Raw genomic sequence first — 24,892 nt, forward strand, 5'->3', positions numbered from 1 at the left:
TCTGTAGGAGTGACGGCATGAACGGTACCGCCGCCCTGATCGCGGTGCTCCAGGTGCTCATCGTGATCGTAGGCGTGGGCGGCGGATGGTGGCTGCTCAACGCCGCCACGTCGTTCGACGACCATGACGAGCTCTGGCGTCGATCCAACTGGGGCTATCTCGTCCAGCGGGTCGGCTTCGTCGCCGTGCAGGTCATCGGCGTGTCCAGCCTGATCGGGCATGAGCTGACCAAGTGGAGCTCGCTGGCCTGGATCGGCGGCGGGATCGTGTGGGCGACGGTCCTGGCGATCCTCGGGTTCTGGATCACCGACTGGATGATCCTGCGCACCCGCGCCACCCCGCTCGGCGCGCTCAACGGCGTGCCGCTCTCGGTCGGCTTGGTCCGGCTCGGCTACTACCTCGGCCTGGCGCTCGTCGTGCGGGCCACGTTCATCGGCCACGCGCCGGACCTGCGGACCTCGCTGCTGTCCACGCTCGTGTTCGCCGTCGCCGGCGTGGCCGGTCTGGTGATCGCGTTCTACCTGCACGGTCTCGTGGCGCCCGGCAAGCTGCGCACCGAGGTGGTGGCCGGCGGCGTGACCGAGGGCCTCGAGTCCGCCGCCGTGCTCACCGCCGTCGGGCTGATCCTGCACGGCGCCATCGCCGGGGACTTCACCACCTGGGGGGAGAGCCTGGCCGGCTTCGGCATGGCCCTCGGCGTCGCCTACGTGGGGCTGTACGTGGCGCGATACCTCATCGACTGGTTCGTCCTCACCGGCGACTGCACGCTCAAGACGATCCACGCCCAGCAGCAGAAGGGCGCCGCCGCGCTGCTCGCCTTCCTGCTGGTGATGGTGGCGCTGCCGATCGGCGCCGTGGTCAACCTCTACGTCGAGTGACGTCGCGCGTCAGCGCACCTCGCAGGGCGCGCCGTTCACGGTGAAGGCCGTGGGCGGCGCGTCGCTGTCGTGCCACGTGCCCGTGATGCCGAACGTCGCAGTACCACCGGGGGAGATGACGGCGTTCCAGTCCTCGTTACGGGCCGTGACGGCGGCGCCGGACTGGGCCGTGGTCGCGTTCCAGGCGCCGTTGACGCGCTGGTCGCCGCCGAAGTTGAAGGCGAGCCTCCAGCCGTCGATCGGCGCGGCCGCGATGTCGGCGACGGTGACCTGCGCGACGAACCCGCCGTCCCACCGGCTCGTGGTGCGGTACGTCACCGCGCACCCCGGTTTGGGCGGGATCGGCGCGATCGCCAGGTCGGCGGAGCGGGAGGCCACCGGCGTGCCGTCGATGCTGAACTGCGCGGTGACCTGGAGCCGGGTGGCGGTGCAGGTGGCGAACGTGCCGTAGCCGGACGTCGCCGTGTACGTCTCACCGGCCGCGATGGTGATCTGGCGCGGCGCGAGCGGGTCGATGACGGGGCACCCGGGCGGTATGTCGGAACCGGCGCCGAGGAACCGGCCGTAGGAGAACAACGAGACCTGCTGCGCCGTGCCGGTGCAGTTCTGCGCGACGAGCGTCAGGGTGCTGCCCTGCCCGGGCATGATCTGGGCCGGCGACCAGGTCATCGACGCGATCCGGATCGTGCCGGTGCAGGCCGGATCGGCGGCGTGTGCGGGGGCGGTGGCGGCGAGTGCGGCGCCGGCGGTGCACAGTGCGGCGAGCGCGGCGGCGGCGAGTTTGCGCAACGGGACCTCCTGGGTGGCGGATGCGGGGAGCGTCGCACAGCACACCGGAGCTCGCTGATTATTGTCAATATATCACTTCCCGCTACATTCGTTTTGTGACGGTGCTGACGACGCCGCGGCTGGTGCTGCGGGAGATGCGCGACGACGATCTGGACGATCTCGCGGCACTGCTCGGCGACCCCGGGGTGATGCGGTACTACCCGCGGCCGAAGACCCGCGAGGAGACGCTCGAGTGGATCGGGCACAACCGCCGCCGGTACCGCGACGACGGCTTCGGGCTGTGGGTCATGCACCTGCGCGAGGGCGGGGCGTTCGCGGGCGACTGCGGCCTGACGATGCAGCGCGTGGACGGCGTCGACGAGATCGAGCTCGGCTACCACGTCGCGCCCGGCCTCCAGCGTGCCGGGCTGGCCACCGAGGCCGCCGTGGCCTGCCGCGACCACGCGCGCGACGTCCTGGGCGCGCGGCGCGTCATCGCGATCATCCACCCGGACAACGTCGCCTCGCAGCGGGTGGCGGGCAAGGCCGGCCTGACGCTGGAGAAGCGCACCCGCGGCTACGGCACCGGCGAGCTGGAGGTGCTGGTCTTCGCCGCCGCGCTCTGACGAATTGCGGCTGACCCCGCGCCGGCGCTGGAGCCTAGAGCCGGACCGCCAGGGCGTAGACGAGCGTCTCGACGAGCCAGGCCGCGTACAGCACGGCGGGGGCGACCGGCGGCACCGGCGCGGGCGGGAGGGACACGACGTCGCGGACGCGGTCCCGCGACCGGGCGGCCGCCCGCTCCGCGGCCAGGCGCAGCGCCCCGGCCAGCTGCGCGCCCGTGCGCTCGTCGCCGGCGAGGGCGCGGGGCAGCCAGGCGTGCTCTCCACGCGCGGCGACGACCAGGCCGGCGCCGTTCCGGTCGGTCTCGACGGCGACCGCGCCGCGGCGGTCCGTGCGGACCGCGTGCACCTCCGACCAGACCAGCAGCCGCGCACCGATGCTGCCCACGACGCTGAGCCCGGCGCCGTTCCAGCTCACGCGCGGGCGCAGGAACATCCGCCAGCCCGAGACGCAGGCGATCGCGGTGACGGGGGCGGTGACGGCGACCGCGGCCCAGTACGGCAGGGCCGGCAGCAGCCGCGACAGCACGAAGAGGAACGGCCAGGAGGAGGCGACGACCGCGGCGTAGCCGGAGAACCGGTTATGCCGGTGCGTGTGCACCGTCTCCGGGTCGGCCGAGACGTCCTCCGGGCGCAGCGCCATGATCTCCTCGGGGCGCAGCGGCAGCCGGGCCGCGTCGGGCACGGCGGCGAGGTCCGTGTCGCCGCCGGCCGGGCCGCCGAAGACCGGGGCGAACCGGGCCCTGCGCGCCGGGCCGCGCGGCACCACGAGCTCGCCGTCGACCGCCACCGCGCACCAGTGGCGCTGGGCGGGGACGCCGAAGAGCACGCCGCGGCGGAGGTCCTGCGAGCCGTTGCGGGTCAGCGCGAAGAACTCCACGAGCGCCGGCTCGCCTGGGCGGGCGTCGGTGGCGTAGACGGCGACGTGGCCGCCGAGCGCCCAGACGTACACCTCGGTCGCCGGCTGCTCGCCCGCGAACAGCGCCCTTGCGGCCGCGGCGCGCTCCCGCGCCCGGGCCAGGCAGGCCGCGGCGAGCCCGGCCAGCAGCACGGCGAGGCTCAGCCAGCCGCTGGTGTCGTAAGGTTCGCTGACCAGCTGGTAGAGCCCGTCCCCGTCCCCGGCCCCGTCCTCGGCCACGAGCAACGCGACGCGGTCGCCGACGGGGTGCTCGCTCGCGTCGGACACGGTGACCCGCGCGGTCGCGTCGCCTGGCAGCCGCACCTCGAGGGAGTACTCGTTCGGGTGGCGGGTCACCTCCGCCGTGACCCGCCGCGCGCCGTCGAGCCGGGCGTCGGCGCGGGACTGCGACACCAGCGCCGCGGTGCTCACCGCGAGAGCCCCGAGCAGCAGCGGTACCGCGAGCAGCCGCCACCCCAGCCCGTAGCGCGGCAGGACCCGAGGCGCGGGCGGTGTGCGGTGCGACGTGGTGGCCGCCCACATCTGCGCGCCGCTGCCCAGCCCCGGCGGCGCGAGCCGGGCGGCCACGAACGCCAGCACCACGAGGCCCGCGTCCGCGCCGGTCAGCCACGCCGGCGAGGCGAGCGCCGGGTGCGCGACCTGCCACACCACGGCGGCGGCGAAGAACCCGGCGGCCAGCCACGCGGTGACCGGCAGCGACACGAACGCGGCCACGGGCAGGGCCACGACCAGGCCGAGGAGCACGGCGTTGAGCGCGTCCGGGCCGCACGGGGCGGCGTCGGTGCACTCGACCGGCGGGTCGAACGCGGCGTGCAGCGACAGGATCGCGATCGCGGCGACCACCACGAGCAGTGCGCGGGCGCGGCGCCAGCGCGCGTGGTGCACGGTCCAGCCGAACACGTCGGCGGTGAGCAACGGGGTCATTTGGCGGCCATTCTCCCGATGCCCGGCCGGGCCGGTACCCGCGGGGGTGTCCTATGCAGGCGGCGCCCGGCCGTCGGCCGGGCGCCGCTTCGCGTTCGAGGCTCGCCGGTGCGAAGCCGGTCAGCCGGTGTAGGCGGCGAAGATCTTCGAGAACTCGTACGGCGACTGCGGGACGTTGGTGCACAGGTACAGCGCCCCGTTGCAGGCGTTGCGGTCGCGCGACACCTCCCAGAAGGACAGCATGCCCAGGTGGTTGGTCTGTGCGAAGGTCACCAGCTGGCGGGCGTGGGCCTGGGTGTACGTGCCGCCGTCGTCGTTCTTGCCCACCATCGGGGTGACGCCGAGCATCCGCCAGACCTGGGCGTCGGTCTTCGCCGGGTACAGGCCCTTCAGCTGAGTGAACGTCGACTGGGCGGCCTGCACCGCGAAGTTGCCGTAGTCGCCGCTGGAACGCTGGTAGTCCATCGCCATGATGTTGACCAGGTCCAGGTTGACGCCGGCGTCGCGCGCCGAGCGCACCACGTTGACGCCGTCGCTGGTGAGGCCCTCGGGCAGGACCGGCAGGGTGAGCGAGATCTTCACGTTGGGGCGGGCGGCCTGCAGCAGGGCCAGGGCCTGCGAGCGGCGGGCGATCGTGGTCGGGTCGGCGACCGCGGCACCCTCGATGTCCAGGTCGATGTACTTCAGGCCGTACGCGTCGACGACCGCCTGGTATTCGGTCGCGACCGCGGCCGCCGTGGAGCAGGCCTGGGCGAGCTCGATGCCGCTCGCGCCACCGAAGGAGATCTTCACGTCGCCGCCGCGGGCGCGGATCGCGTCGATCTGGTCCTTCGCCCACGCGGCGCGCGGGTCGTACGCGTTGAACCACGAGGCCTTGCAGCCGGCGCTGTTGACGAACGCGAGCGTGAGGTTCTTGAGGTTGCCGCCGGTGGCCAGGTCGGTGAGGGCCGGCGTCGGCCAGGCGCCCATGTCGACGTACGGCGCGACCGCGAGCGTGGTCCCGCCTCCGCCGCCTCCGCCACCCCCGCCGGCCTGGGTGGTCGCGCTGACCTGGTTGCTCGCGCCGGAGGAGTTGCCGGCGGCGTCGCGGGCCTTCACCGTGAAGGTGTAGGTCGTGGAGGCGGAAAGGCCGGACACGGTACCGCTGGTGCCGGTCACCGACGTCGCGAGGGTGCCGCCTCGGTAGATGTCGTAGCCGGCCACCCCGACGTTGTCCGTCGAGGCGCCCCAGGAGAGGCTCACGCTGCTGGACGTCGTGCCGGTGACCTGCAGGTTCGAGGGCACCGACGGGGCCTGGTCGTCGACGACGCCGGCGCAGGAGGCGCCGTTGAGCTTGCAGTTCGCGGGCTTGCCGGAGCCGGTCACCAAGAACCCGAAGCTCGTCGAGGCGCCGGCGGTGAGGGTGCCGTTGTACGTCCGGTTGGTCGCCGTGACGTGCGTGCCGCTCTGGCTCATCAGGACGTCCCAGTAGCTGCCGAGCGTCGAGCCGGACGGCAGGTCGAACTCGATCTTCCACGACGTGACGGTGGCGGCCGTCCCGTTCGCGATCGTGTACTTCGCCTGGTAGCCGGTGCCCCAGTCGGAGTCGTAGCTGAGCGTCGCGGTGAGCGAGCCGGCGGCCTGGGCCGGCGTGGCGATCGCCGTGATACCGCCGGTGGTCGCCAGGACCGCCGCGGCGGCCAGGGCGAGCCGGAGTCGGGATGTCATCACTGCCTCCTGAGAAGGACAGGTGCTATTGATGCACAACGATAAATAAACTTAACTAAAAGTCAATGGCGCCCACCGTACGGCGGACTGGCACTGCCTGCGATGGGATCGCCCGCCGTGGCACAGGTTTTCGGCAGACGTACTGCGCGGACGCGAAGGCCGCGCTGCCCGGCGTACGGCATGATGTGCCGATGGGGCGGCACGAAATCCGGCGGCGGAGCGCATGCGTGGTCCGCGATCCCCGGCGTGCCGCGCGGGCGCCGTGGTGGCTGTGGCCGATCCCGCTGTGCGGGCTGGCGCTGTGGCCCATCGCGTCTGCGGCCGGCCTGCTCGTCGCGGCCGCGCTGCTGCTCGCCGTGGCGGTCGTCGTGCGCCGCCGGACCGGCGGCGGCATCCGGCTCACCGGCGGCGGGGCCCGCGACTGGCGCGACGCCGAGGCGCTGCTGGCCGAGATCGCCCGGCGCTGGCCCTCGCTCGGCGCGATGGCGGAGCCCTCCGACATCCGCCCGACGCTGGAGCGCACCGCCTACCACCTGGCCAAGCTGATCGGCGCCCGGGCACGGCTGGACGGCTACACCGCCGAGCTGCGCCTGGCGCGCGCCGGGCTGCCGACGGGGGACCTGCTCGACGAGGTCGACGAGCGGCATGAGGCCGCCGCCGAACGCCTGCGCGACCTCGACGCGCAGTTCGCGGCCCGGATCGCGGCGCTGGGCCGGCTCGTCGCGTCGCTGCGCGCACACGAGCGGCGGGAACGGGTCCGCGGCCTGCTCGCTGTGCCGGTGCCAGCCGCCGATCCGGGTCCGGACCCGCTCGCCGGGGTCGAGGGGCGCACGGCCGTGGTCATCGAGGCGTACCAGGAACTGTCCGGGTTGCGACCGCAACGGTCCGAAACGCGATCGTAGCGCCCGGTGGAACTACGATGAGGCCATGTCACCGGCCTTCGGGCTCGGGATCGACTTCGGTACATCGAACACGGTAGCCCTGATGCGCTGGCCCGATGGCCGTGTCAGACCGCTGCTGTTCGATGCCAACCCGTTGCTCCCGTCCGCCGTCTTCGCCCCGACAAAGCCGGGTCCGGCCTCGCCCGCGCCCCCGGCCGGCGGCCCCGTGCAAGGCGCCACGGCCCCGGACGGTTCCACGGCCGCCCCGGGTGGTGTTGGCGGCGTTACCGGTGCCGCTCGTGCGGGCGCGGTCCCGGGTGACCTCGTCGTCGGCGGCGACGCGCTGCACCACGCGCGGTTCGATCCCGCGGGGCTGGAGCCCAACCCGAAGCAGCACATCGACGAAACGCCATCCTGCTCGGCGCCCGCGAGGTGGCGGTCACCGACCTGATCGCGGCGGTGCTGCGGTTTGTGTTCGCGGAGGCCCGTCGGGTCGCCGGGTCCGACGACTTCACCGTGGCGCTGGCCCATCCGGCCGGGTGGGGCACGGCCCGCCGCGCCGTGCTCGCCGAGGCCGCCCGCCGCGCCGTGCTCGCCGAGGCCGCCCGCCGGGCCGGGCTCGGCGCCGCGCTGCTCGTGCCCGAGCCGGTCGCCGCCGCGCACGCCTTCACCGCCGTCCTCGGCCAGCAGGTGCCGACCGGCAAGGCACTCGTCGTGTACGACCTGGGCGCCGGCACGTTCGACGCGAGCGTGGTGGTGCGCCGGCCGGCCGGCTTCGAGGCGGTCGCGGTCGACGGGCCGCGCCCGACATCGACCTGACGCGGGCGCGCCCGACCGCTGCGGGCCCTGGCGGTCCTTGCTCCCGGCACCGCGACATGGCCTTGGGGAATGGCCTAGGGAATGGCCCAGGAAGCGCCTGTTCCGGCGCCGGCCCCCGCGCCGGCCCCAGCGCCGACCTGTTCCGCCACCCTGTCCGGGGACCCGGCGACGGTCCGGCCGCGGCTGCGGAGTGCTTTCACGCCACCGGCCTGACGGCGGAAGGCCGGCCTCAAGGAGCGGGCACCCGGCGCTCGGGGCCGCGCGAGCACTGGCCGCTGGCCTTCGACGCGGAGCCGCCGAATGAGGACCGTTTGCCGCCGGGGAGGGGGTTTTCCCGCCGTACACCTGGAAATCAGGCAACCAAGATCGCTCTTGCGGGAGGTTGTCATGCGATTGCCGATGCTCGCGGTCGTGGCGTTGAGCGGGATGGCCCTCGGCGGTGTGCCGGCGACGGCGGCGCCAACCGGACTTTCGCCGCAGGACTCCGCGTTCGTCACGGCGGCCGCGTACGGCGGTAACTTCGAGGTCGCCGGCGGGAAGCTGGCGCAGGCCCGGGCCGCCTCCGCCGACGTCAAGGCGTTCGGGGCGCGGATGGTCACCGACCACACCCGGGCCGGGACCAAGCTCGCCGCGCTGGCCGGGCAGAACGGCGCCACCGCGCCGGACGGCACCAGCCCGGGGCGGCAGAACATCCTCGGTGTCTGGTCGCGGCTCGACGGCAGGGCGTTCGACTGCTCGTACGTGCCGGCCGAGTACCTCGACCACGTCGCCGCGATCGGGTTGTTCCAGGAGGAGGCCGCGCACGGCACCAACCCCGACCTGGCGCGCTTCGCCAAGGACACGCTGCCGACGCTGCAGGAACACCAGCAGATGATCTCCACGGTGCTGGCCAGGCTGAACTGCCCATGATGGCAAGGGCCCGCCCCGTGGAAGGAGGCGGGCCCTTGCCGGTGTGGAAGGGAACGGTTGGTGGCGGTGCTGGTTACGGCAGGACGTAGTTCTCGTTGAGGGCGGCGCCGCGGTCCGGCTTGTACAGGTCGAAGCCGCGCGGGTCACACTGCAGCCCACCGTTGATGCAGTGGTCCGACAGGGCCTTCAGGGTCGGGGCGTCCCACGCGTTGTAGAAGTCGTAGTGGAACGAGTAGCCGCGGCCACTGGAGAAGTGGACGTTGCTCATGTCGCCGCTGACCGGCCAGGCCATCTTGAACTCGATCATCGGCACGGCCACCGGGTGGTCCGGCGGGCAGACGCCCACGACCGGGTAGGCCATGTGCGACTTGTGGTCCGGCGTGTCCAGGTGCAGGCCATCCCAGCAGCTGGGGGCCTGGAACCGGACGTTGAGCTGGGTGCCGGCCACGCAGTTGGCGGGGATGTCCCACTGCTTGGTGATGTCGCCGCACTCGAAGCCCTCGACGGCGCCGGGGTGGTTCTTGAACTCGTCCAGCGTCGAGGACGGGCTGCCGACGACGTAGCGCAGGCCGGCCGGGAACGGGCGGACGCTGCGGTAGTCGATGACGCCGCTCTTGTAGTAGATGACCTGGCGGCCGATCGGCTGCACGGCCTGGTCGCCGTTGAGCAGGGTGGGCATCCAGTACGCGCTCTTGTCGCCCGGCGTGATGCACGCGGTGCCGCCGGCCTGCAGCGACGCCAGGGTCGTGTTGGCGTTGGTGGTGGTGTTGCCCATGAACGTGTGCGAGTGCGACGCGCCCGGCAGGCCGAAGAACACGATCGGGTCGTCGGGCAGGTTGCTGCGGCTCACCGAGCAGTTGGCCTGGAACTCGTGGTGGGTCGTCGGCGGGTTGGTGGGCGGCGGCGTCGCGGTCGACGGGACCACGCCGGTGACCGGCGGGTTGGCCATCACGTACCCGGGGCCGTTGGAGGCCGGCGGCGTGCTGTTGAGCGTGCCGTAGACCTTGAACTCGTACAGCGAGTAGCCGTAGGTGTTGGCGCGCTGGGTGCCGTACATGCGCACGTACCGCCCGCTGCCGCTGACGTTGAGGGTCTGCGTGCCGCCGGTGCCCGTGGTGGTGTTGTAGATGCTGGTCCAGGCGTTGCCGTCGGGCGAGGTCTGGATCTGGAAGGCCGTCGCGTAGGCGGCCTCCCACTGCAGTACGACCTGGGAGATGGTGGCGGTGGATCCCAGGTCGACCCGCAGCCACTGCGGGTCGCTCCACTGGCTGCTCCAGCGGGTGGCGCTGTTGCCGTCGAAGGCGGCCGCGGCCGGCGTCTCGCCGAGCTCGGTCGAGGACGCAAGCGCTGGCCGGCCCTGCGACAGCAACGTGGCGTCGGCCGCGTTGGCCGCGGTGAGCTGGATCGCGCCGACGACCATCGACGCGACGACCGCGGTGGTGACCCCGACCGGGATCACGATGTTTCTGAGCCGTCTTGTTCTCAATGCAGCTCCCAGGGGTGTGGACGGGTGCCGTTCGCCGGTGGCGGTCCGGCGGGAACGCGCTCGGAGAGCGCTCTCCAAATGGTGCGCCCGGCCGCCCGGTCCGTCAATACTTAGCGTGTGCCGGAGGGGTTGAAACGGGGTGATTCGGGCGGGAGGCAAGCAAAGGCAAGGTGCGGATGGAGAGCGCTCTCCATCCGCAGTGCCGAGTCCGATGGCGGTCAGGCCGTCGGCCACGCCCGGGCCGGGCTGGGGTGCATGAATGAATCGCGCCTCAAGGTCGCGCTGGTCAACGGCGGTAGACGGGGCGTCGCCCCCGCTATCGCCCGGGCCCTGGTGACTCGCTTTGCCGGCGGAGGCCGGACGGCATGCGGGTACATAGGTGGCTGCCGCGCCCGGCGGATCGCCCGTGAAGCGGTCCGAGCCGCCGGGGGGTGCCTGCGCGCGCTGCGTGGGCCGGCGGCGCCGCGCCGGTCGCTCGGGCGCTAGAGGCGCTGGGGGACCCGCAGGCCCGCCGCGCGGTGGGCCCGTTCGATGACCGTCGCGTACGAGGTGATCATCCGGGTGTGGCTGAACCGCTCGCGGCTGCCCAGCAGCCGCGGGGCGAACTCGGCGCGGCGGTCGACCGCCTCAGACCAGGCGGCGCTGATCGCCTCCGGGTCGGGCGGGGTGATGAGCCCGTGGCCGGCCACGATGGCGGCCGTGTCGCCGACGTCGGTCGACACCGGCACGGCGCCGCACATGGCGCCCTCGATGAGGCACAGCGGCGCCGCCTCGCTGCTGGTCGAGGTCAGCGCCACCACGTCGGTGGCGGCGAAGACGGCCTCCATGTCGGGGCGGATGCCCAGCAGGTGCAGGCGGCCGAGATACCGCGGCTCGTCGTCGAACAGGTCGTTGAGCAGGCCGCACAGCTCGGCGTTGGCCGTGGTCATGCCCGCACCGCACAGCAGCACGTGGCCGTTGGGCGCGCGCTCCAGGTAGCGGCGCGCGGCGGCCAGGAACAGCGGGATGTTCTTCATCGGGTCATACCGGGCGGCCAGGGTGACCACCTCGGCCTTGACCGGCACGCCGAGCGAGCGGCGCAGCGCGGCGCGCCAGCGGGCCGGCACCGGCCGGAAGCGGGACAGGTCCACGCCGTTGGGGATGACCTCGAGCAGGCCGGACGGGATACCGGCGGCCTCGTACGCCGACCGGGTCGACTCGGCGCAGCAGATCGCGGCGGCCACCCTGCCGTCCGCGACCGCCGCCTTGAACTCGACCAGCGCGCTGCCTTGGTTCTCCGGGTCGCAGCGGTGCAGGCACACGACAACCGGCTTGCGCGGGAACCCGGGCAGGTTCACCAGCCGCAGCGGCTGCTCCTTGAGCGACAGGATGATGTCGGCCCGCTCCGCGTGCGCGACGGCGGTGGCGACCTCGGCCGGGCTGAACGTCTTGCGGGCCGCGGTGTCCCCGCCGATGCGGCGGCCGAGCGGGCGCACCTCGACGCCGGCGGCGCGCAGCGACCGGTAGCTGGCGTCGTCCTCCATGCGCTGCAGGATCGTCTCCCGGCGCATGGCGCCATAGATGCTCAGCACCGCATGGTGATGACTGCCCCCGGCGTGCAGCCCGGCCACCACGGTGGTGTGCAGGGCCCGGGCGCCGCCGGAGAAAAATCCCTCATAGATCGACATCACGCGCAGTTGGCTGGCCACGGGCAAATCATGACCTGCGGTGCCGGTTCTGTCAGGCCGAAACAGCGGGTTCTGCGGTGAACTGTGCGTTTCGGGGAAATCACGGAACGGGTAATGGCCATGCTCGATACGCTGCGTGTCCGGCGCTATTCGATGCCGCATCGATCGTCGTCGCGCAGATGGGCACGGTCCGTGCTGGCATCCCCGCGGTCGTCTGTGCGGCGACACCGCGTTCTGCTCCCAGGTTCCCCTCCAATTGGTGTACCGCGGCGTGGTGCGCTTGACGCATCAGGCGGCTCCGGCTGGCCGGGTAGGTAGCGCCGGGCGGCACGGATAGCTTGACCGCCATGGGGAATGCGCATCGCTGCGGCAAGCATGTCGTTCTGGCCAATCCGGCCTCTCGCATCCCGGTGTGGATGGAGTGTGCCGTGCACCGGTTCACGCCGATGCGGGTGTCGCGCCGCTATGAAGAGATCGTGACGCTGGAGTTCTCGTACGAGGAGACGCTGCGGCTGGGCTGGATCGTCGAGCACGCGATGCTCTGATCGGCTCGCCGGGCCTGCCAGGCCCTTCGGGTCTCAGGGCCGGTCCAGGTAGCCCGGGTAGAGCAGCGCGAGCTCGTTCGGGTACGCGGCGATCAGGCGTAGCTCGTCGTCGGTGAGCGGGCGGCCGGTCGCGGCGTTGCACAGCTGGACCAGCTTGAACGTCAGCGCCTGGTCGCTCACCTCGACGCCGAGGTCGTCCATGACGTGGCGGAAGCCGGCGAGCCCGCCGTACTCACCGGTGAGCACGATGCGGCCGGCTCGGGCGTGCCGCTCCCGCGGGAACGGGCCGAGCAGCTCGTCGTCGTAGAGCTCGTAGTTGCGGTGGTCCTTCAGCGCGCCGTCGGCGTGGATGCCGGACTCGTGCGCGAACGCGTTCGGACCCACGCCGGGCTGGTTGTTCGGCAGCGGCTGGCCGAACGCGTACGACGCCCACCAGGCGAAGCGGCGCGCCCACGTCAGGTCGATCGGGTCGCCGATCTCCGCACCCTCGGGCACGCCGAAGCCGTGCCGCAGCGCCAGGATGCACGAGACGAGGTCGGCGTTGCCGGAGCGCTCGCCGATACCGTTGACGCAGGTGTTGATCCAGGCGTCCTGCCCGGCAGCCAGGTCGCCGAAGGCTCCGGCCAGCGAGTTGGCCACGGCCATGCCGAGGTCGTTGTGGCAGTGCGTCTCGATGGGCATGCCGACGGCGCCGGCCAGCTTGGCGAACCGCTCGCCGATGCGCCCGGGCGTGTCGCCGCCGATCGTGTCGCAGTAGCGCAGCCGGTCGGCGCCCGCCTCCCGCGCCGCGAGCGCGAACTCCGTCAGGAACCCCTCGTCGGTGCGCGAGCCGTCCTCGGCGTTGACCCCGACGGTCTGCGCGCCCGCCGCCTTGGCCGCCCGCACGGCCGCGACCATCTCGCGGATCAGCGCGTCGCGGTCGAGGCGGCCGCGGAACTTGTTCTGCAGCATCTGGTCCGAGGTCGAGATCGACAGGTTGTAGTGGCGCAGCCCGAGCCCCGCGGAGCGTTCGACGTCGGCCGGGACGGCGCGGCACCAGCCGGACAGCCGCAGCTGCCCGAACGCGCCGGCGCGCTCGAGCGCCGCCTGGGCGCGGATGTACGGCACCTCGTGGAACAGGAACGGAAAGCCGATCTCGGACTGCGTCACCCCGAGGCAGCCGAGATGGAAGTTCACCATCGTCTTGCCGAACTTGGACAGCCCGGTCCGGGCGGTCTGCACCCCGTCGCGATTGGTGACGTCGAGGAAGTGGATGCGCGGCTTCGTTGTGGTCGACATGGGATTCAGCTTGACGATATGGACGGAGAAGTGTCAATGTTGATGAAAATCAACATTGCTTGCGCAACATGACGGGCGAACAATCGCTGCGGGCTGGACCGGAAGTGACTGTGCCCGCGGCGGGCGGATGGTGTGCGTGGCGGAACGGTGGCCGGAGGGGGGCCGAGGGTGAGCGGATGGATCGGGGCGGACGAGGCGGCGCGGCGGCTCGGGGTCAAGCCGGCGACGCTGTATTCGTACGTCAGCCGGGGAGCGCTGACCCGGCGCAAGGCCCCCGACGGGCGCAGCGTCTTCGACCCCGCCGAGATCGACCGCCTCGCGCGCCGTGGGCGGCCCCGGCAGCAGCCCGGCGGAACCGAGGTCGTCATCGAGTCCGCCGTCACGATGCTCGGCGAGGACCGGCACTACTACCGCGGGCGGGACGCCATCGTGCTCGCCGACGCCTGGCGGCTCGAGCAGGTCGCCGTCTGGCTGTGGACGGGGCTGGAGCCGCCCGCCGAACCGCCCGTCGAACCGCCCGTCGAGGTAGCCGTGCGTGGGGCGAGGAAGCGGGCATCGGACACGCGAGTAGCGGAGGCCGAGGCGTGGGCGGCGGGGGCGGAGGCCGTCGCGGCGGCCCGGGAGGCGCAGCGTGGGCTGTCCTGCGCGGTGCTGCCGCTCGAGCGCCTTCAGGTCATCGTCACCGCGCTCACCGTCGCCGATCCCGTGCGGCTCAACCTCGAGCCGGCGGCGGTCGCGCGGGTCGGGCAGGGGCTCGTCGCGGGGATGGTCGACGCGCTGCCGGTGTGGGACGGGTCCGGGGAGCCGCACACGCCGTACGTCGTGGTGGAGCCGGGCGTGCTCGCGCGGGACCTGACCGTGCACGGGCGGCTGTGGCGCAGGCTGGCCGGGGACGGGGCCGACGAGCGGCTCGCCGACGTGCTGCGGTTCGCCATGGTGTTGCTCGCCGACCACGAGCTGGCGTCCTCGACGCTCGCGGCTCGGGTGGCCGCCTCGGTGCGGGCCGACCCGTACGCTGTGGTCCTCGCGGGGCTCGGGGTCACCAGCGGGGCGCTGCACGGCGGCGCCACGCTCGGCGTCGAGTCGATGTTCGCCGAGATCGGCGCGGCCTCCCGGGCTTCGTACGCGATGGGGGAGCGGCTGCGGCGCGGGGAGCGGATCCCGGGGTTCGGCCACGCCGTCTACCGCGCCGGGGACGCGCGCGGCGCGGCGTTGCTGGAACGGGTGCGCCGGGCGGTACCGGATCATCCCCGGCTGGCCGTCGCGGAGGCGATGCTCGACGAGGCGCGCCGGATGCGGCTGCCGGCTATGAACGTGGACTTCGCGCTCGCGCTGCTGACGCACCTGGCCGGCATGCCCCGCGGCGCGGGCGAGGCGATCTTCGGCATCGCGCGCACGGTCGGCTGGCTCGCCCACGCGATGGAGGAGTACGCGCGGCCGACGCGACTGCGGCTGCGGGCGGCGTACACCGGGCCGCTCGACTGAGCGGCGCGGTCCGGCGCCGGCCAGAGGGCCGCAGCTCGGCATCGATGTGATTGATATCAATTTATTGCCAGGCTGCTGTTCGGTGCGGCTGACCCGTCGATCCGCTGATCCGCCCGGCCGGGGATCGCCGGGCGCGGTTTCCGCAAGGTGTGTCGCAAAAGGCGTCTGAAAGATTGCAGGGGAGGTGACGGCCGGGCGGGGGCCGATACAGTCGGTAGGTGACCACGGACAACCCGTTCTTCGCGCCGAGCGACTTGCCGTACCAGCTGCCGCCGTTCGACCGCATCGAGGTCGACCACTACCTGCCGGCCTTCGAGCGGGGCATGGCCGAGCAGCGCGCGGAGGTCGCGGCCATCTCCGCCGACCCGGCCCCGCCGACCTTCGACAACACGCTGGTGGCGCTGGAGCGCTCCGGGCGCGTCCTGCAGCGCGTCTCGGCCGTGTTCTTCACCCTGACCAGCGCCGACACTACGCCGAGGCTGCAGGCGATCGAGGCCGAGGTCGTCCCGAAGCTGTCGGCGCACGGCGACGCCATCATGCTCGACGCGGGGCTGTACCGCCGGATCAAGACCCTCTACGAGCACCGCGACGAGCTCGGCCTGGAGCCCGAGCCGGCGTGGCTGCTGGAGCGGTACCACACCGATTTCGTGCGTGCCGGCGCCGAGCTGTCGCCGGAGCAGCACGTGCGGCTGCGGGAGATCAACGCCGAGCTGGCGGCCCTGGCGACCGACTTCGGCAACCGCGTGCGCGACGAGATGAAGGCCGGCGCCGTCGTCGTCGACGACGAGGCGGAGCTTGCGGGGCTCTCCGCCGACGCGATCGCCGCCGCAGCGGTGGCCGGGCGCGACCGGGGGCTCGACGGGAAGTACGTGCTGAACCTGATCCTGCCGACGGCGCAGCCGGCGCTCGCGTCGCTGCGCGACCGCGCGCTGCGCGAACGCCTGCACACCGCGTCCGTCAGCCGTGGGTCCCGCGGCGGCGAGCTCGACACCACGGCGATCGTGCTGCGTATCGTCCGGCTGCGCGCCGAGCGGGCGCGGCTGCTCGGCTTCGAGCACCACGCGGCGTACAACATCTCCGACAACACCGCCCGCTCGGTGCCGGCGGTCGAGGAGATGCTGGCCAAGCTCGTGCCGGCGGCGATGGCCAACGCGACGGCCGAGGCCGAGGACCTGCAGGCCGCCATCGACGAGGCCCACGGCGACGCGGCGTTCCCGCTGCGGCCCTGGGACTGGGCGTACTACACCGAGCGGATCCGCCGCGAGCGCTACGCGATCGACGAGGCCGAGCTGCGCCCGTACTTCGAGCTGGAGCGGGTGTTGCGCGACGGGGTGTTCTTCGCCGCCGGCCGGCTGTACGGGCTGCGCTTCGAGGAACGGCCGGACCTGCGGGCGTACCACCCCGACGCCCGGGTGTTCGAGGTCTTCGACCGCGACGGCGGCCCGCTCGGGCTGTACGTCGGCGACTTCTTCACCCGCGCGTCCAAGCGCGGCGGCGCCTGGGCCAACGCGCTCGTGGCGCAGTCGCGGCTGTTCGGCACCGCACCGGTCGCGGTCAACAACCTCAACATCAACCGGGCGCCGGACGGCGCGCCGACGCTGCTCACCCTGGACGAGGTCCGCACCCTCTTCCACGAGTTCGGCCATGCCCTGCACACGCTGTTCTCGCAGGTGTACTTCCCGAAGTTCGCGGGCACGCGGGTGCCGCGCGACTTCGTTGAGTACCCGTCACAGGTCAACGAGGTGTGGATGCTCTGGCCGGAGGTGCTGGCCAGCTACGCGCTGCACCACCGCACCGGGGAGCCGCTGCCGCAGGAGGTCGTCGACCGGCTCCAGGCCGCCGAGCGGTTCAACAAGGGGTTCGCCACGACGGAGTACCTGGCGGCCACCCTGCTCGACCTCGCCTGGCACACGCTGAGCGTCGAGGACGTGGCGGCGGTCGACGACGTCGTGACGTTCGAGGAGGCGGCCCTGCAACGGGCTGGGGTGGCGACGCCGTTCGTGCCGCCCCGCTACCGCACGCCGTACTTCGCGCACGTCTTCAGCGGTGCCGCGTACAGCGCCGGCTACTACTCGTACATCTGGAGCGAGGTCCTCGACGCGGACACCGTCGACTGGCTGACCGAGCGGGGCGGCCTGCGCCGCGACAGCGGTGACGCGTTCCGCGACGGCCTGCTGGCCAAGGGCGGCAGTGCGGACTCGATGGAGGTCTATCGCGCGTTCCGCGGCCGCGATCCGTTCATCGAGCCGCTGCTGAAACGGCGCGGGCTGGCGGGTGGAGCCGAATAATGATGTTCCGTGATGTTCCTTAGTTTTTCCTAAAGCCAGGATTTATCCGGGGATCCCGCCTTTCGGTACGGGCGCCACGTTCGTAAGCTGTCGCGGTGCGTGGCGCCACCTCCCGGCGCAGGCGCGCTGCCGCACGTCGTCTGCACATCAGCAGATTGGCGCTGCTCGCCGCGGTCAGCCTGGTCGCCTCGTTGATCAGTGTCGGTGTTTCCTGGGCGATCTTCCCCGAGCAGCAGGCGGCGGTCGCGGATGACACCAGCTTCGACACCACGAAGTTCTACGAGACCCATGCCCGGGCCAACGCGGCCCGCGGCGCCGCCCAGGCGGCGCTGCCGGGACAGCCGCTGGTGCCGAAGCCGGTGGCGGGGCTGACCCAGGAGCAGACCAACAACGCGTTCATCGTGATCGAGGTGGCGCGGCAGATGAACCTGCCGGAGCGGGCGATGGTGGTGGCGATCGCGACCGCGTTGCAGGAGACGTATCTGAGGAACCTCGCCAACCCGAAGGTGCCGGAGTCGATGAAGCTGCCGCACGAGGGCACCGGCACGAACTACGACTCGGTCGGGATCTTCCAGCAGCGGGTCAGCATCTGGGGCACGCCGGAGCAGCTCATGGACCCGGCGTTCGCGTCGGCGAAGTTCTACACCAAGCTGATGAAGGTCAACGGCTGGCAGCAGATGAGCGTCACCAACGCCGCGCAGGCGGTCCAGCGCAGCGCGTTCGCCAGCGCCTACGCCAAGCACGCCACCAACGCGCAGCGGATCGTCGACGAGCTCACGACCTGAGCCGGACGGACGGCGATCTGGTGGGACGTGCGCTCGGCCGCGCGCTGGGGGACCGGCTGCGCTTCGTGTTCGGCCGTCCCGGCTGGCGGCCCGCGGCATGAGGCGCCTGTCGCTGCCGCTGTTCGTCGCTGCCGCCGCCGTGGAGCTGGCCGGGGTCGCCGCGGACCAGCGCGTCCTGCAGTGGATCGCCAAGCCCCTGCTGGCCCCGATCCTGATCTGGTACCTCGTGAGCCGGGGCCGCCGCGACGCGGTGACGGCCGCACTGGCGTTCGCCACCGCGGGCGACGTGGTCCTGCTCGTGCCCGGCCGGCTGCCGTTCCTGGCCGGCATGGCCTGCTTCCTCGGCACCCAGGTGTGCCTGCTGGCCGCGTTCCTGCGCCGGGCGCACCCCGGGGCCGTCGCGGTCGTCGGCTACGCGGTGCTGTGGGCCGGGCTCAACGCGCTGCTGTGGGGCCATCTCGGCGCGCTGCGGGGGCCGATCCTCGGGTACAGCATGGCGCTGGCCGCGATGGCGTGCACCGCGACCGGCGTCTCGGCCCGGGCGGGGCTCGGCGGGGCGCTGTTCTTCGTCTCCGACCTGCTCATCGGCGCCGGCGCGGCCGGGCTGGACTTCGCCGGCCGGGACGTGTTCGTGATGGCCACCTACGCCGCGGCCCTCGCGCTCATCGCGACGGGCTGGGCGCATCGGGCTGCTGAGCGCGCCGGTGCCAGCGTCGTGCCAGGACCGCCGCAAGACCAGCCCCGGCGCCGTTGATGAGCACGTCGTCGACGGCGGTGACACGGCCGAGGTCCAGGACGTAATGCAGCGTCTCGAGCACGGCCGAGCCGAGCGCGGCCAGGCCGGTCACCGCCCAGGCGTTCAGGCGCCAGCGCATCGGGCCGAACACCCCGGGCGCGGCGAACACCGCCAGGTTGCCGCCCACGGGATGGTCATGCCGTCAGCCTCGTCCTCGCCGGCCTCGAGGCCATCCAGGCGATGCACCGATCCGACCCTGAATGCCGCGCCGGCGTCCTCAAGACCGACCCCTACGGGGACGCTCACCTCTCGCCGACGCGCCTGCGGCTTCGAACCGTCGCCGGCGGCCACGGTGAGCTTGCTGACCCTTCCGCTGGTTGATCTCGACCGTGATGCGGCCGTTCTGGGGCACGCGGCGCTCGTGACGATGGCCTGCTTGAGCGGCGAGTTGACGTACCGGACGATCGGCGCGTCCTGGCTCACGGCCGTGCGGTTGGACACGGCCGGTGCCGCCTCCGCGCGTAGGCTCTGGGTGACCTCGCCGAGGTCGCTCTCCTCGCGCTGCGGCCGGTTGATGATCTTGCGCAGCTCGGAGCGCGCGACGCGACCGGGCGCACCGTGCGGCCCGTCGCGGCGCATACCTCATCCGGGGCGAGCACGTCACCCGGGTCGGTGATGCCGACGGTGATCTCGTGCTCGTTCAGGGCGATGCCCGCGACGATGCTTGAGCACCAGGGCCATCGGGATCTTGGTGACGGCGGCCGGGCCGATGGGGTAATCGACGAGGTCGAGGGTGGCGATGCCGTACGCGTCGGCCGACGCGGCGGTCAGCTGCCCCTCGGTGATGACGTGGCCGTTGATGAGGACGGCTCGGATCGATCGACCGGTGTGCTCGGCCTCCTCGGCCGCCCGGTCGACGGCCTGCGCGTCCGCCCCGCGTTGTTTCAGCGCGTCCAGTTGCGGCCTGAACCTCTGGTGCATCTCACCCCCGTGTCGATGGAGGACTCATCGGCGGCTATCCGGGTGACTTTCGGGTTTCACCCCTGGCGCATGTGCCGGACTCGTTGACGCGTCGCGGCGCCGTCGTGAGGATGCTTCGCTGTGTCGGTTGCCGTCGTGGAAGAACCCAGAAGCGGATTGCCCGGCAATATCAGTATTTGGCGGGCACGGTGGTTGCTGATGCGCTACGGTGGCCGCGACCCGGGGGATCCGTCGTACCCCGGGGTGCCGGCCGCGGCTCAGGCCGAGTTGCTGGACCTGGTCGCCGAGGTGGCGGCCCGGGTGGGGGTGGCGCGGCCCGATGCCGTGCTGCTTACCGGGTACGGAACGATCCGTTCCTGGGCGAGTCGACGGCGGCGGCTGTTGCTCGTTGGGCTGCCGCTGCTGCAGTGCCTGACCGTCGACGAGGTGCGGGCGCTCGTCGCGCACGAGCTCGCGGTCGTCGACCATCGGCGGGCGCACCTGGTGGTGCGGCTGCGGGCGCTGTACGAGGAGGCGGTGGACCCGCTGTCGGTGGTGCCGTCGTCACGCTCGGAGTCGATCGCGAAGGCGACCCGGGAGTTCGCCGTCGCGCTGGAGCGCAAGGCGGACCAGGCGGCCAGCAGCGCCTCCGGGCTGCACACCGCGGCCCGGGCGGTGGTCAAGGCCGACCTGGCCGCGTTCGAGTTCGCCGACCTGGCGTTCGACGTGGAGGAGCAGGTGTGGCAGCGCACCAGCGCCGCGGTACAGGATCTGCACGCCGGATGGCGGGAGGCGGTCCGGGCCGGGGCGGTGATCGCGTCGCTGGACGAGGACACGCGGACCGCCCTGATGGCGCGTCACCCGAGCCTGGCCGGAGCCATCGCGTCGCTGTCACCGGCGCACGTGGCGCTGCGGACCGTGGACTCGGTACCGCTGATGCCGCTGTCGCCGGACGTCGAGCGCGAGCTGGCGCGGCAGGTACTCAAGCGCGACAGCGGGCAGTGGGTCACCTTCGCCGCCGTGCCCGACGACGAGTGGCCGACGTGGCTGGCCCGGCAGGCCCGGGTCGTGACCGATCAGGTGGCGACGCTGCTGCGGCGGCCGCCGATCGGGCCGGCTGAGGTCGTGGAGGTACTGCTGATGCGGCTGGACGAGCTGGTGGCGGCGAACTGGCCGGCGCAGCCGGAGCCGCCGGCCGAGCCGGAGGAGCTGGACGGTACCCCGTCGGTGGTGGTGGTCGCCGAATCGGCGCTCACCGCGCGCGGGTGGCGACGGGTCCATCCGGCGGCCGCGGGGGTGCTGGTGAGCCCGGACGGAGAGCAGCACAACCTGACGCTGCTGGCGCGGGCGGCGCTCGATTCGCCGGCCGCGCTGGCGGTACTGCTGGAGCTGCTGTCACGCGAGCCGTGAGATCTCGTGTCTGGCCTGCTTCTGGCGTACGGCCTGACGTTGGGGTGCGGCCTGCCTCCGCGTACGGGGCGCGGCTTGTCGCCGTGCGGTGGCCGCGGCGGGGCGGTCCCGGCGGCGGAGGTCCGGGAGGCCGTTGCCTGTCGCGGCCGGCCGCTGGAGCTTCAGTGCGTCACGTGGTCTCGCCACGAGTGGGCCGGGGTGTAGCCCAGGACCTCGCGGGCGCGGTCGATCGACAGCAGGGTCTCGAACTCGCCGAGGTCCTTGCGGATCGGCACGTCCGGGAACACCTCGGCCATGAGGCTCGCCGACGAGCGGTTCATGATGGTGTCGGCGGCGGCGATGACGAACGACTGGGCGCCCTCGATCGGCGCGTCCAGCGAGAGCCGGCAGGCGGCGGCCACGTCGCGGGCGTCGACGTAGCCCCAGAGGTTCCACTTCCGCGCGTGCGCGTCCGCCCAGTGGCCGGGCACCGCGGCGTAGTCGCCGGGACGCGGCCCGTCGACTGTGTGCACGTTGGACAGGCGCAGGCCCACGAACGGGATGCCGCTCCAGCCGGAGATCTCCCGGGCGAGGGTCTCGCCGACGACCTTGGACAGAGCGTACGTCGTGGTCGGGTACGGGAAGTGGTCCTCGTCGAGGGGCGCGTACCGCGGCGGCGTGTCGAACGGCAGGCCGAGGGTCGTCTCGCTCGAGGACCAGACCACCCGGCCGATGCCGGTGGCCTGGGCGGCGAGGAAGACGTTGGCGTTCATGGTGGAGTTGCGGTTGAACGTCACCGCCGGCGGATACATCCCGGGTGCGGGGATGTTGGCCAGGTGTACCACGGCGTCGGCGCCCTGCAGCACCTCGACCGCCTGGCCGTAGTCGGTCAGGTCGGCGACGAGCATGGGGGTGCCGAGGTCGCTGAGGTGGCCGGCTCGGCCGACGGCGTCGGTGGCGACGACGTCGTAGCCGTGGGCGAGCAGGTCGCAGACCACCACCCGCCCGGTCTTGCCGTTTGCTCCCGTGACGACGATCCTCGACATGCGCCGATCCTGTCATGCGACCCCTGGCGCGCGGCTTGGCGGGGCAGATCAGGCAGATCAGTCAGCCCGGACTGGTTCGTGGTCCGCTCGCGTGTCTGCTTCACGGCCTGCGCCGGCGCGGCCCTTCGGTGCGCAACGCTCTGTCGCGGTCTACCGTCCGCACGGGTGTCGCCTTCGGCCGGCCGTCGGTTGCCGGATGGACTGCTGGACGCCCACCTTGATGGCTACTTGACGGCGCGGAGGGCAGTGAACGCCGGGGCCAGGCGGGCGAGGTTGTCGAGGACGGCTTTCGCGGCGGCGTCCAGGGCGTCGTCGGAGCGGAACTGCTTGTCGGCCGTGATGTGGGTGCGGATCGGGACGGCCACCTGGGCGTTGATCGGCATCATGCCGAGCGCGCTGACCACCGGCCGCAGCGCGTACACCGCGCGGGTGCCGGCGGAGATGCCGCCGTAGCTGACGAACGCGGCCGGCTTGTCGCGCCACTCCTGGGACAGGAAGTCCAGCGCGTTCTTCAGCGGAGCGGTGAAGCTGTGGTTGTACTCGGGCATGACGAACACGATCGCGTCCGCGGCGTCGACGGTCGCGCTCCAGTCGCGCGTGTGTTGCTTGGTGTAGCGGCGCAGTGCCGGATGCTCCGGCTCGTCGAGCAGAGGCAGGTTGAGCTCGGCGAGGTCGGTGACGTGGATGTCGAAGCCGCTGTGCTGCTCGGCCTGCTCGATGAACCAGTCGGCGATGACGCGGCCTGCCCTGCCGGGGCGCGTGCTCGCGACGATGATCTCGAGGCGCGGGCGGCGCTCGGCAGTCATCGCGGTGGTTGCCGCCGCTGCGCTTGTAGTTGCTGCGGCGTTTGCGGATGCCGGCTCGGCGGCTTCCGGGGTGGATGCGGAAGCGGTGGGATCGAATCTAATTGTTGACATGTCATCATCCTGACGATGGATTGATGACACGTCAACATCTACGATTGAGACGTGAACGACACCCCGCTTCTCCCCGCGTCCGGCGCCACCAGGGTCCCGGCGGACGCCGGCCCGCGCTGGCTGAACGAGGACGAGTTCCGTGCCTGGATCGGCTATCGCCGGATGCGGGCGCTGCTCGACCTGCGGCTGGCTCGCCGGCTCGCCGCCGACCAGGGGCTTTCCGAGCCCGACTACGACGTACTGACCAGCCTCTCCGACGCCGAGGACCGGCGCATCCGGCTCAGCGAGATGGCCGACCGGATGCTGTGGTCCAAGAGTCGGCTCTCCCACCATGTGACGCGTATGCAGCAGCGTGGCCTCGTCACACGCGAGGAGTGTCAGTCGGACGGGCGCGGCGCGTTCATCGTGCTCACCGAGCAGGGCATGGCGACGCTGCGGGCGGCCGCGCCAGGACACGTGGCGGCGGTCCGGGAGCACTTCATCGATCTGATGACCGAGGAGCAGGTGCGGGTCCTCGGCGAGATCACCGGGACGGTGCTGGAGCACCTGCGCGAACACGTGGACTAGCGGCGATCGGACGGCGCACTGTGAGGTGCCTCCCTCCCTCGCGGGCGATCGTCGCCGCGGGGCATGGTTGCGCTGCGCGGCGCCGGGTCGTGATTCGCCCGCGCTCCTGTGCGGTACGAACGGCGGCTTCAGCTCTTGCTCAAGAGGTCGACGTGGGACGACAGGAACGTCGCCACGGTGTTGGTTCGGACCGCCTTGAGCAGCACCAGGGTGTTGTCGTCGAGCGCCTCGGCACCGGACTGCTCCGACGACTCGTAGAACGTGCCGTTGTTGGACTTGACCGTGAGCAGGTCGTCGCCGCCGATGTCCTTCATGGCGAAGATCCAGTCCTGGAGATCGATGCCGCCAGAGTCGATGGTCATCGACTGGCCGACCACGTCCAGCACCCACTTGAGCTTCCCTGAATCTGTCAGCACGTCGCGGCTCGCGATCTCCTTGAACAGCGCCTTGATGAACTGTTGCTGGTGCCGCTGGCGGTCGTAGTCGCTGTTCGGCAGGGTGTCGCGCTGGCGCACGTAGTCGAGCGCCTGCCACGGCTCGAGATGCTGATAGCCGACGTGGTATGTCTGCGGCGCTCTTGCTGTCGTGGCCGATGTGCATCGACCGGGTCTCCTGGTCGACGTACATGTCCACGCCGCCGAGCACGTCGACGACCTTGGTGAAGCCGGTGAAGTCCACGATTGCCGCGGCGTCGAACGAGATGCCCCAGTTCCTCTTGATCGTGTCGGCGAGCAGTGACATGCCGTATCGGCGCTGGTCCCTGCCGGTCAGCTTGATGCCGCCTTCGGCGAACTCAGCGTTGATCTTGTCGTGGCCGCCGTCGTACCTGGACCTGCCGTTGTCGAAAGGCGGGATCTCGACCCCAGGTGTCGCGCGGGATCGAGATCAGGTACGCGGGCCGATGGTCCTCCGGGATGTGCACGACGATGATCGAGTCCGACCGAATCGTGTCCAACGGGTCCTGGTTCGGCCGTGGGTCGATGCCGACCAGGAGAACCGTCTTCGCCCCACTGATCGTCACGTGGCGGCCCTGCTGCTCGGCGGCGGTCTGTCAGGCGCCGACGGCGATCACGCCGATCACACTGAGCAGGACGACCGACGCCAGGAACAGCAGCATGCCCTGCTCGCTGTCGAGCTTGGTGAGCTTGCGGGTCGTGGTGGTGGTCGGGGTGGCCATCGTCGCCTCCTGTTGCGGTGTGGTGACTCATACGCTAAGGACACCGCGGACAGGTTTGCTCCCGTCATCGTGCCACGCGCCCGACCTGCTGGAACGGCTCTTCGAACCCCTTCGCGGGTTCTGCGATCCGAACCGCCG

Annotated in this window: 25 protein-coding genes and 2 pseudogenes; 13 read left to right on the plus strand and 14 right to left on the minus strand. The window is 71.9% G+C overall.

All coding sequences use genetic code 11. The features are described 5' to 3' along the window. The first annotated feature begins 17 nt into the window (after window positions 1-17). Complete coding sequence (locus AB0367_RS26440) at window positions 18-878, plus strand: DUF350 domain-containing protein (protein ID WP_366229109.1); 861 nt, start codon at window positions 18-20, stop codon at window positions 876-878. A 9-nt stretch (window positions 879-887) separates the two neighbouring features. On the opposite strand, the gene AB0367_RS26445 is transcribed toward AB0367_RS26440, so the two are convergent. Then, complete coding sequence (locus tag AB0367_RS26445; RefSeq protein WP_366229110.1) at window positions 888-1,667, minus strand: cellulose-binding domain-containing protein; 780 nt, start codon at window positions 1,665-1,667, stop codon at window positions 888-890. Between the two features lie 95 nt (window positions 1,668-1,762). Here AB0367_RS26445 and AB0367_RS26450 point away from each other — a divergent pair, with 95 nt between their 5' ends. Further along, window positions 1,763-2,272: a GNAT family N-acetyltransferase gene (locus tag AB0367_RS26450; RefSeq protein ID WP_366229111.1), complete on the plus strand. Its 510-nt coding sequence runs from the start codon at window positions 1,763-1,765 to the stop codon at window positions 2,270-2,272. A 34-nt stretch (window positions 2,273-2,306) separates the two neighbouring features. Here AB0367_RS26450 and AB0367_RS26455 read toward each other — a convergent pair whose 3' ends face one another. Further along, window positions 2,307-4,112 carry a hypothetical protein gene (locus AB0367_RS26455; protein WP_366229112.1) on the minus strand — a complete coding sequence of 602 codons (1,806 nt, stop codon included), beginning with the start codon at window positions 4,110-4,112 and terminating at the stop codon, window positions 2,307-2,309. A gap of 120 nt (window positions 4,113-4,232) precedes the next feature. Beyond that, entirely contained in the window at window positions 4,233-5,819 is a 1,587-nt protein-coding gene (locus tag AB0367_RS26460; RefSeq protein ID WP_366229113.1) for a cellulose binding domain-containing protein, read from the minus strand. A gap of 227 nt (window positions 5,820-6,046) precedes the next feature. Between AB0367_RS26460 and AB0367_RS26465 the strand changes: the two genes are divergently transcribed. From AB0367_RS26465 to AB0367_RS26480, 4 genes are all read left to right on the plus strand, one after another. Continuing rightward, on the plus strand, window positions 6,047-6,721 hold the full coding sequence (locus tag AB0367_RS26465; RefSeq protein ID WP_366229114.1) for a hypothetical protein: 675 nt from the start codon (window positions 6,047-6,049) through the stop codon (window positions 6,719-6,721). 25 nt (window positions 6,722-6,746) lie between these two features. Then, window positions 6,747-7,151, plus strand: coding sequence for a hypothetical protein (locus AB0367_RS26470; RefSeq protein WP_366229115.1), 405 nt, complete (start codon window positions 6,747-6,749; stop codon window positions 7,149-7,151). Next, the gene (locus tag AB0367_RS26475; RefSeq protein ID WP_366229116.1) at window positions 7,133-7,519 is read left to right on the plus strand and encodes an Hsp70 family protein; all 387 of its coding nucleotides are present in this window, start codon (window positions 7,133-7,135) and stop codon (window positions 7,517-7,519) included. The genes AB0367_RS26470 and AB0367_RS26475 overlap by 19 nt, the downstream gene beginning before the upstream one ends. A 387-nt stretch (window positions 7,520-7,906) precedes the next feature. Next, window positions 7,907-8,428, plus strand: a complete 522-nt coding sequence (locus AB0367_RS26480) for a DUF4142 domain-containing protein (protein ID WP_366229117.1) — start codon at window positions 7,907-7,909, stop codon at window positions 8,426-8,428. Window positions 8,429-8,501: 73 nt separating this feature from the next. Here the strand turns inward: AB0367_RS26480 and AB0367_RS26485 are convergent, their stop codons facing one another. Continuing rightward, complete coding sequence (locus tag AB0367_RS26485; protein WP_366229174.1) at window positions 8,502-9,848, minus strand: DUF1996 domain-containing protein; 1,347 nt, start codon at window positions 9,846-9,848, stop codon at window positions 8,502-8,504. Window positions 9,849-10,396: 548 nt separating this feature from the next. Then, window positions 10,397-11,602 carry a glycosyltransferase gene (locus AB0367_RS26490; RefSeq protein WP_366229118.1) on the minus strand — a complete coding sequence of 402 codons (1,206 nt, stop codon included), beginning with the start codon at window positions 11,600-11,602 and terminating at the stop codon, window positions 10,397-10,399. A 326-nt stretch (window positions 11,603-11,928) separates the two neighbouring features. On the opposite strand from AB0367_RS26490, the gene AB0367_RS26495 reads away from it, so the two are divergent. Continuing rightward, window positions 11,929-12,126 (plus strand): hypothetical protein, encoded by a 198-nt coding sequence (locus AB0367_RS26495; protein ID WP_366229119.1) that lies wholly within the window; start codon window positions 11,929-11,931, stop codon window positions 12,124-12,126. A gap of 33 nt (window positions 12,127-12,159) precedes the next feature. Here AB0367_RS26495 and AB0367_RS26500 read toward each other — a convergent pair whose 3' ends face one another. Next, window positions 12,160-13,404, minus strand: coding sequence for a hypothetical protein (locus AB0367_RS26500; protein ID WP_366229120.1), 1,245 nt, complete (start codon window positions 13,402-13,404; stop codon window positions 12,160-12,162). Between the two features lie 168 nt (window positions 13,405-13,572). Between AB0367_RS26500 and AB0367_RS26505 the strand changes: the two genes are divergently transcribed. From AB0367_RS26505 to AB0367_RS26520, 4 genes are all read left to right on the plus strand, one after another. Continuing rightward, window positions 13,573-14,889, plus strand: a complete 1,317-nt coding sequence (locus AB0367_RS26505; protein ID WP_366229121.1) for a citrate synthase — start codon at window positions 13,573-13,575, stop codon at window positions 14,887-14,889. Window positions 14,890-15,107: 218 nt separating this feature from the next. Further along, window positions 15,108-17,177, plus strand: coding sequence for a M3 family metallopeptidase (locus AB0367_RS26510; RefSeq protein ID WP_366229122.1), 2,070 nt, complete (start codon window positions 15,108-15,110; stop codon window positions 17,175-17,177). 95 nt (window positions 17,178-17,272) lie between these two features. Then, window positions 17,273-17,962, plus strand: a complete 690-nt coding sequence (locus AB0367_RS26515; protein WP_366229123.1) for a hypothetical protein — start codon at window positions 17,273-17,275, stop codon at window positions 17,960-17,962. Window positions 17,963-18,059: 97 nt separating this feature from the next. After that, window positions 18,060-18,716, plus strand: a complete 657-nt coding sequence (locus tag AB0367_RS26520) for a lysoplasmalogenase (RefSeq protein WP_366229124.1) — start codon at window positions 18,060-18,062, stop codon at window positions 18,714-18,716. Here AB0367_RS26520 and AB0367_RS26525 read toward each other — a convergent pair. The 3 genes from AB0367_RS26525 to AB0367_RS26535 are packed head-to-tail and all read right to left on the minus strand — an operon-like array spanning window position 18,625 to window position 19,679. Further along, window positions 18,625-18,837 carry a VanZ family protein gene (locus AB0367_RS26525; RefSeq protein WP_366229175.1) on the minus strand — a complete coding sequence of 71 codons (213 nt, stop codon included), beginning with the start codon at window positions 18,835-18,837 and terminating at the stop codon, window positions 18,625-18,627. The genes AB0367_RS26520 and AB0367_RS26525 overlap by 92 nt on opposite strands. Next, on the minus strand, window positions 18,822-19,337 hold the full coding sequence (locus tag AB0367_RS26530) for a hypothetical protein (RefSeq protein WP_366229177.1): 516 nt from the start codon (window positions 19,335-19,337) through the stop codon (window positions 18,822-18,824). Before AB0367_RS26530 ends, AB0367_RS26525 begins: the two co-directional genes overlap by 16 nt. A gap of 21 nt (window positions 19,338-19,358) precedes the next feature. Beyond that, window positions 19,359-19,679: a hypothetical protein gene (locus AB0367_RS26535; RefSeq protein ID WP_366229125.1), complete on the minus strand. Its 321-nt coding sequence runs from the start codon at window positions 19,677-19,679 to the stop codon at window positions 19,359-19,361. A 198-nt stretch (window positions 19,680-19,877) separates the two neighbouring features. Between AB0367_RS26535 and AB0367_RS26540 the strand changes: the two genes are divergently transcribed. Continuing rightward, a complete protein-coding gene (locus AB0367_RS26540) occupies window positions 19,878-21,068 on the plus strand; it encodes a hypothetical protein (RefSeq protein WP_366229126.1) in 1,191 nt (396 codons plus the stop codon). Window positions 21,069-21,229: 161 nt separating this feature from the next. On the opposite strand, the gene AB0367_RS26545 is transcribed toward AB0367_RS26540, so the two are convergent. Both AB0367_RS26545 and AB0367_RS26550 read right to left on the minus strand, forming a co-directional pair. Then, window positions 21,230-22,093 (minus strand): NAD(P)-dependent oxidoreductase, encoded by an 864-nt coding sequence (locus AB0367_RS26545; protein WP_366229127.1) that lies wholly within the window; start codon window positions 22,091-22,093, stop codon window positions 21,230-21,232. Window positions 22,094-22,317: 224 nt separating this feature from the next. Next, window positions 22,318-22,899 carry an NAD(P)H-dependent oxidoreductase gene (locus AB0367_RS26550; protein ID WP_366229128.1) on the minus strand — a complete coding sequence of 194 codons (582 nt, stop codon included), beginning with the start codon at window positions 22,897-22,899 and terminating at the stop codon, window positions 22,318-22,320. Window positions 22,900-23,061: 162 nt separating this feature from the next. Between AB0367_RS26550 and AB0367_RS26555 the strand changes: the two genes are divergently transcribed. Beyond that, window positions 23,062-23,577: a MarR family transcriptional regulator gene (locus AB0367_RS26555; protein ID WP_366229129.1), complete on the plus strand. Its 516-nt coding sequence runs from the start codon at window positions 23,062-23,064 to the stop codon at window positions 23,575-23,577. 128 nt (window positions 23,578-23,705) lie between these two features. On the opposite strand, the pseudogene AB0367_RS26560 reads toward AB0367_RS26555, so the two are convergent. The 3 genes and pseudogenes from AB0367_RS26560 to AB0367_RS26570 all read right to left on the minus strand — a co-directional run. Continuing rightward, window positions 23,706-24,128 (minus strand): annotated as a pseudogene (locus AB0367_RS26560) (LCP family protein); the annotation flags it as partial. A 43-nt stretch (window positions 24,129-24,171) separates the two neighbouring features. Continuing rightward, a pseudogene (locus AB0367_RS26565) lies at window positions 24,172-24,432 on the minus strand (LCP family protein); the annotation flags it as partial. A gap of 196 nt (window positions 24,433-24,628) precedes the next feature. Beyond that, window positions 24,629-24,754 (minus strand): hypothetical protein, encoded by a 126-nt coding sequence (locus tag AB0367_RS26570; RefSeq protein WP_366229130.1) that lies wholly within the window; start codon window positions 24,752-24,754, stop codon window positions 24,629-24,631. Between the last annotated feature and the right edge of the window lie 138 nt (window positions 24,755-24,892).

The organism is Dactylosporangium sp. NPDC051484 (assembly GCF_040689395.1).
Lineage (GTDB): Bacteria > Actinomycetota > Actinomycetes > Mycobacteriales > Micromonosporaceae > Dactylosporangium.

Coding starts and splice junctions, on each gene's coding strand:
- AB0367_RS26470 (WP_366229115.1), top strand. CDS start 6,747: ATGTCACCGGCCTTCGGGCTCGGGATCGACTTCGGTACATCGAACACG.
- AB0367_RS26525 (WP_366229175.1), bottom strand. CDS start 18,837: ATGCGCTGGCGCCTGAACGCCTGGGCGGTGACCGGCCTGGCCGCGCTC.
- AB0367_RS26460 (WP_366229113.1), bottom strand. CDS start 5,819: ATGACATCCCGACTCCGGCTCGCCCTGGCCGCCGCGGCGGTCCTGGCG.
- AB0367_RS26480 (WP_366229117.1), top strand. CDS start 7,907: ATGCGATTGCCGATGCTCGCGGTCGTGGCGTTGAGCGGGATGGCCCTC.
- AB0367_RS26545 (WP_366229127.1), bottom strand. CDS start 22,093: ATGTCGAGGATCGTCGTCACGGGAGCAAACGGCAAGACCGGGCGGGTG.
- AB0367_RS26530 (WP_366229177.1), bottom strand. CDS start 19,337: ATGCGCCGCGACGGGCCGCACGGTGCGCCCGGTCGCGTCGCGCGCTCC.
- AB0367_RS26520 (WP_366229124.1), top strand. CDS start 18,060: ATGAGGCGCCTGTCGCTGCCGCTGTTCGTCGCTGCCGCCGCCGTGGAG.
- AB0367_RS26485 (WP_366229174.1), bottom strand. CDS start 9,848: ATGGTCGTCGGCGCGATCCAGCTCACCGCGGCCAACGCGGCCGACGCC.
- AB0367_RS26550 (WP_366229128.1), bottom strand. CDS start 22,899: ATGACTGCCGAGCGCCGCCCGCGCCTCGAGATCATCGTCGCGAGCACG.
- AB0367_RS26440 (WP_366229109.1), top strand. CDS start 18: ATGAACGGTACCGCCGCCCTGATCGCGGTGCTCCAGGTGCTCATCGTG.
- AB0367_RS26495 (WP_366229119.1), top strand. CDS start 11,929: ATGGGGAATGCGCATCGCTGCGGCAAGCATGTCGTTCTGGCCAATCCG.
- AB0367_RS26455 (WP_366229112.1), bottom strand. CDS start 4,112: ATGACCCCGTTGCTCACCGCCGACGTGTTCGGCTGGACCGTGCACCAC.
- AB0367_RS26540 (WP_366229126.1), top strand. CDS start 19,878: ATGCGCTACGGTGGCCGCGACCCGGGGGATCCGTCGTACCCCGGGGTG.
- AB0367_RS26500 (WP_366229120.1), bottom strand. CDS start 13,404: ATGTCGACCACAACGAAGCCGCGCATCCACTTCCTCGACGTCACCAAT.
- AB0367_RS26535 (WP_366229125.1), bottom strand. CDS start 19,679: ATGCACCAGAGGTTCAGGCCGCAACTGGACGCGCTGAAACAACGCGGG.
- AB0367_RS26570 (WP_366229130.1), bottom strand. CDS start 24,754: ATGGCCACCCCGACCACCACCACGACCCGCAAGCTCACCAAGCTCGAC.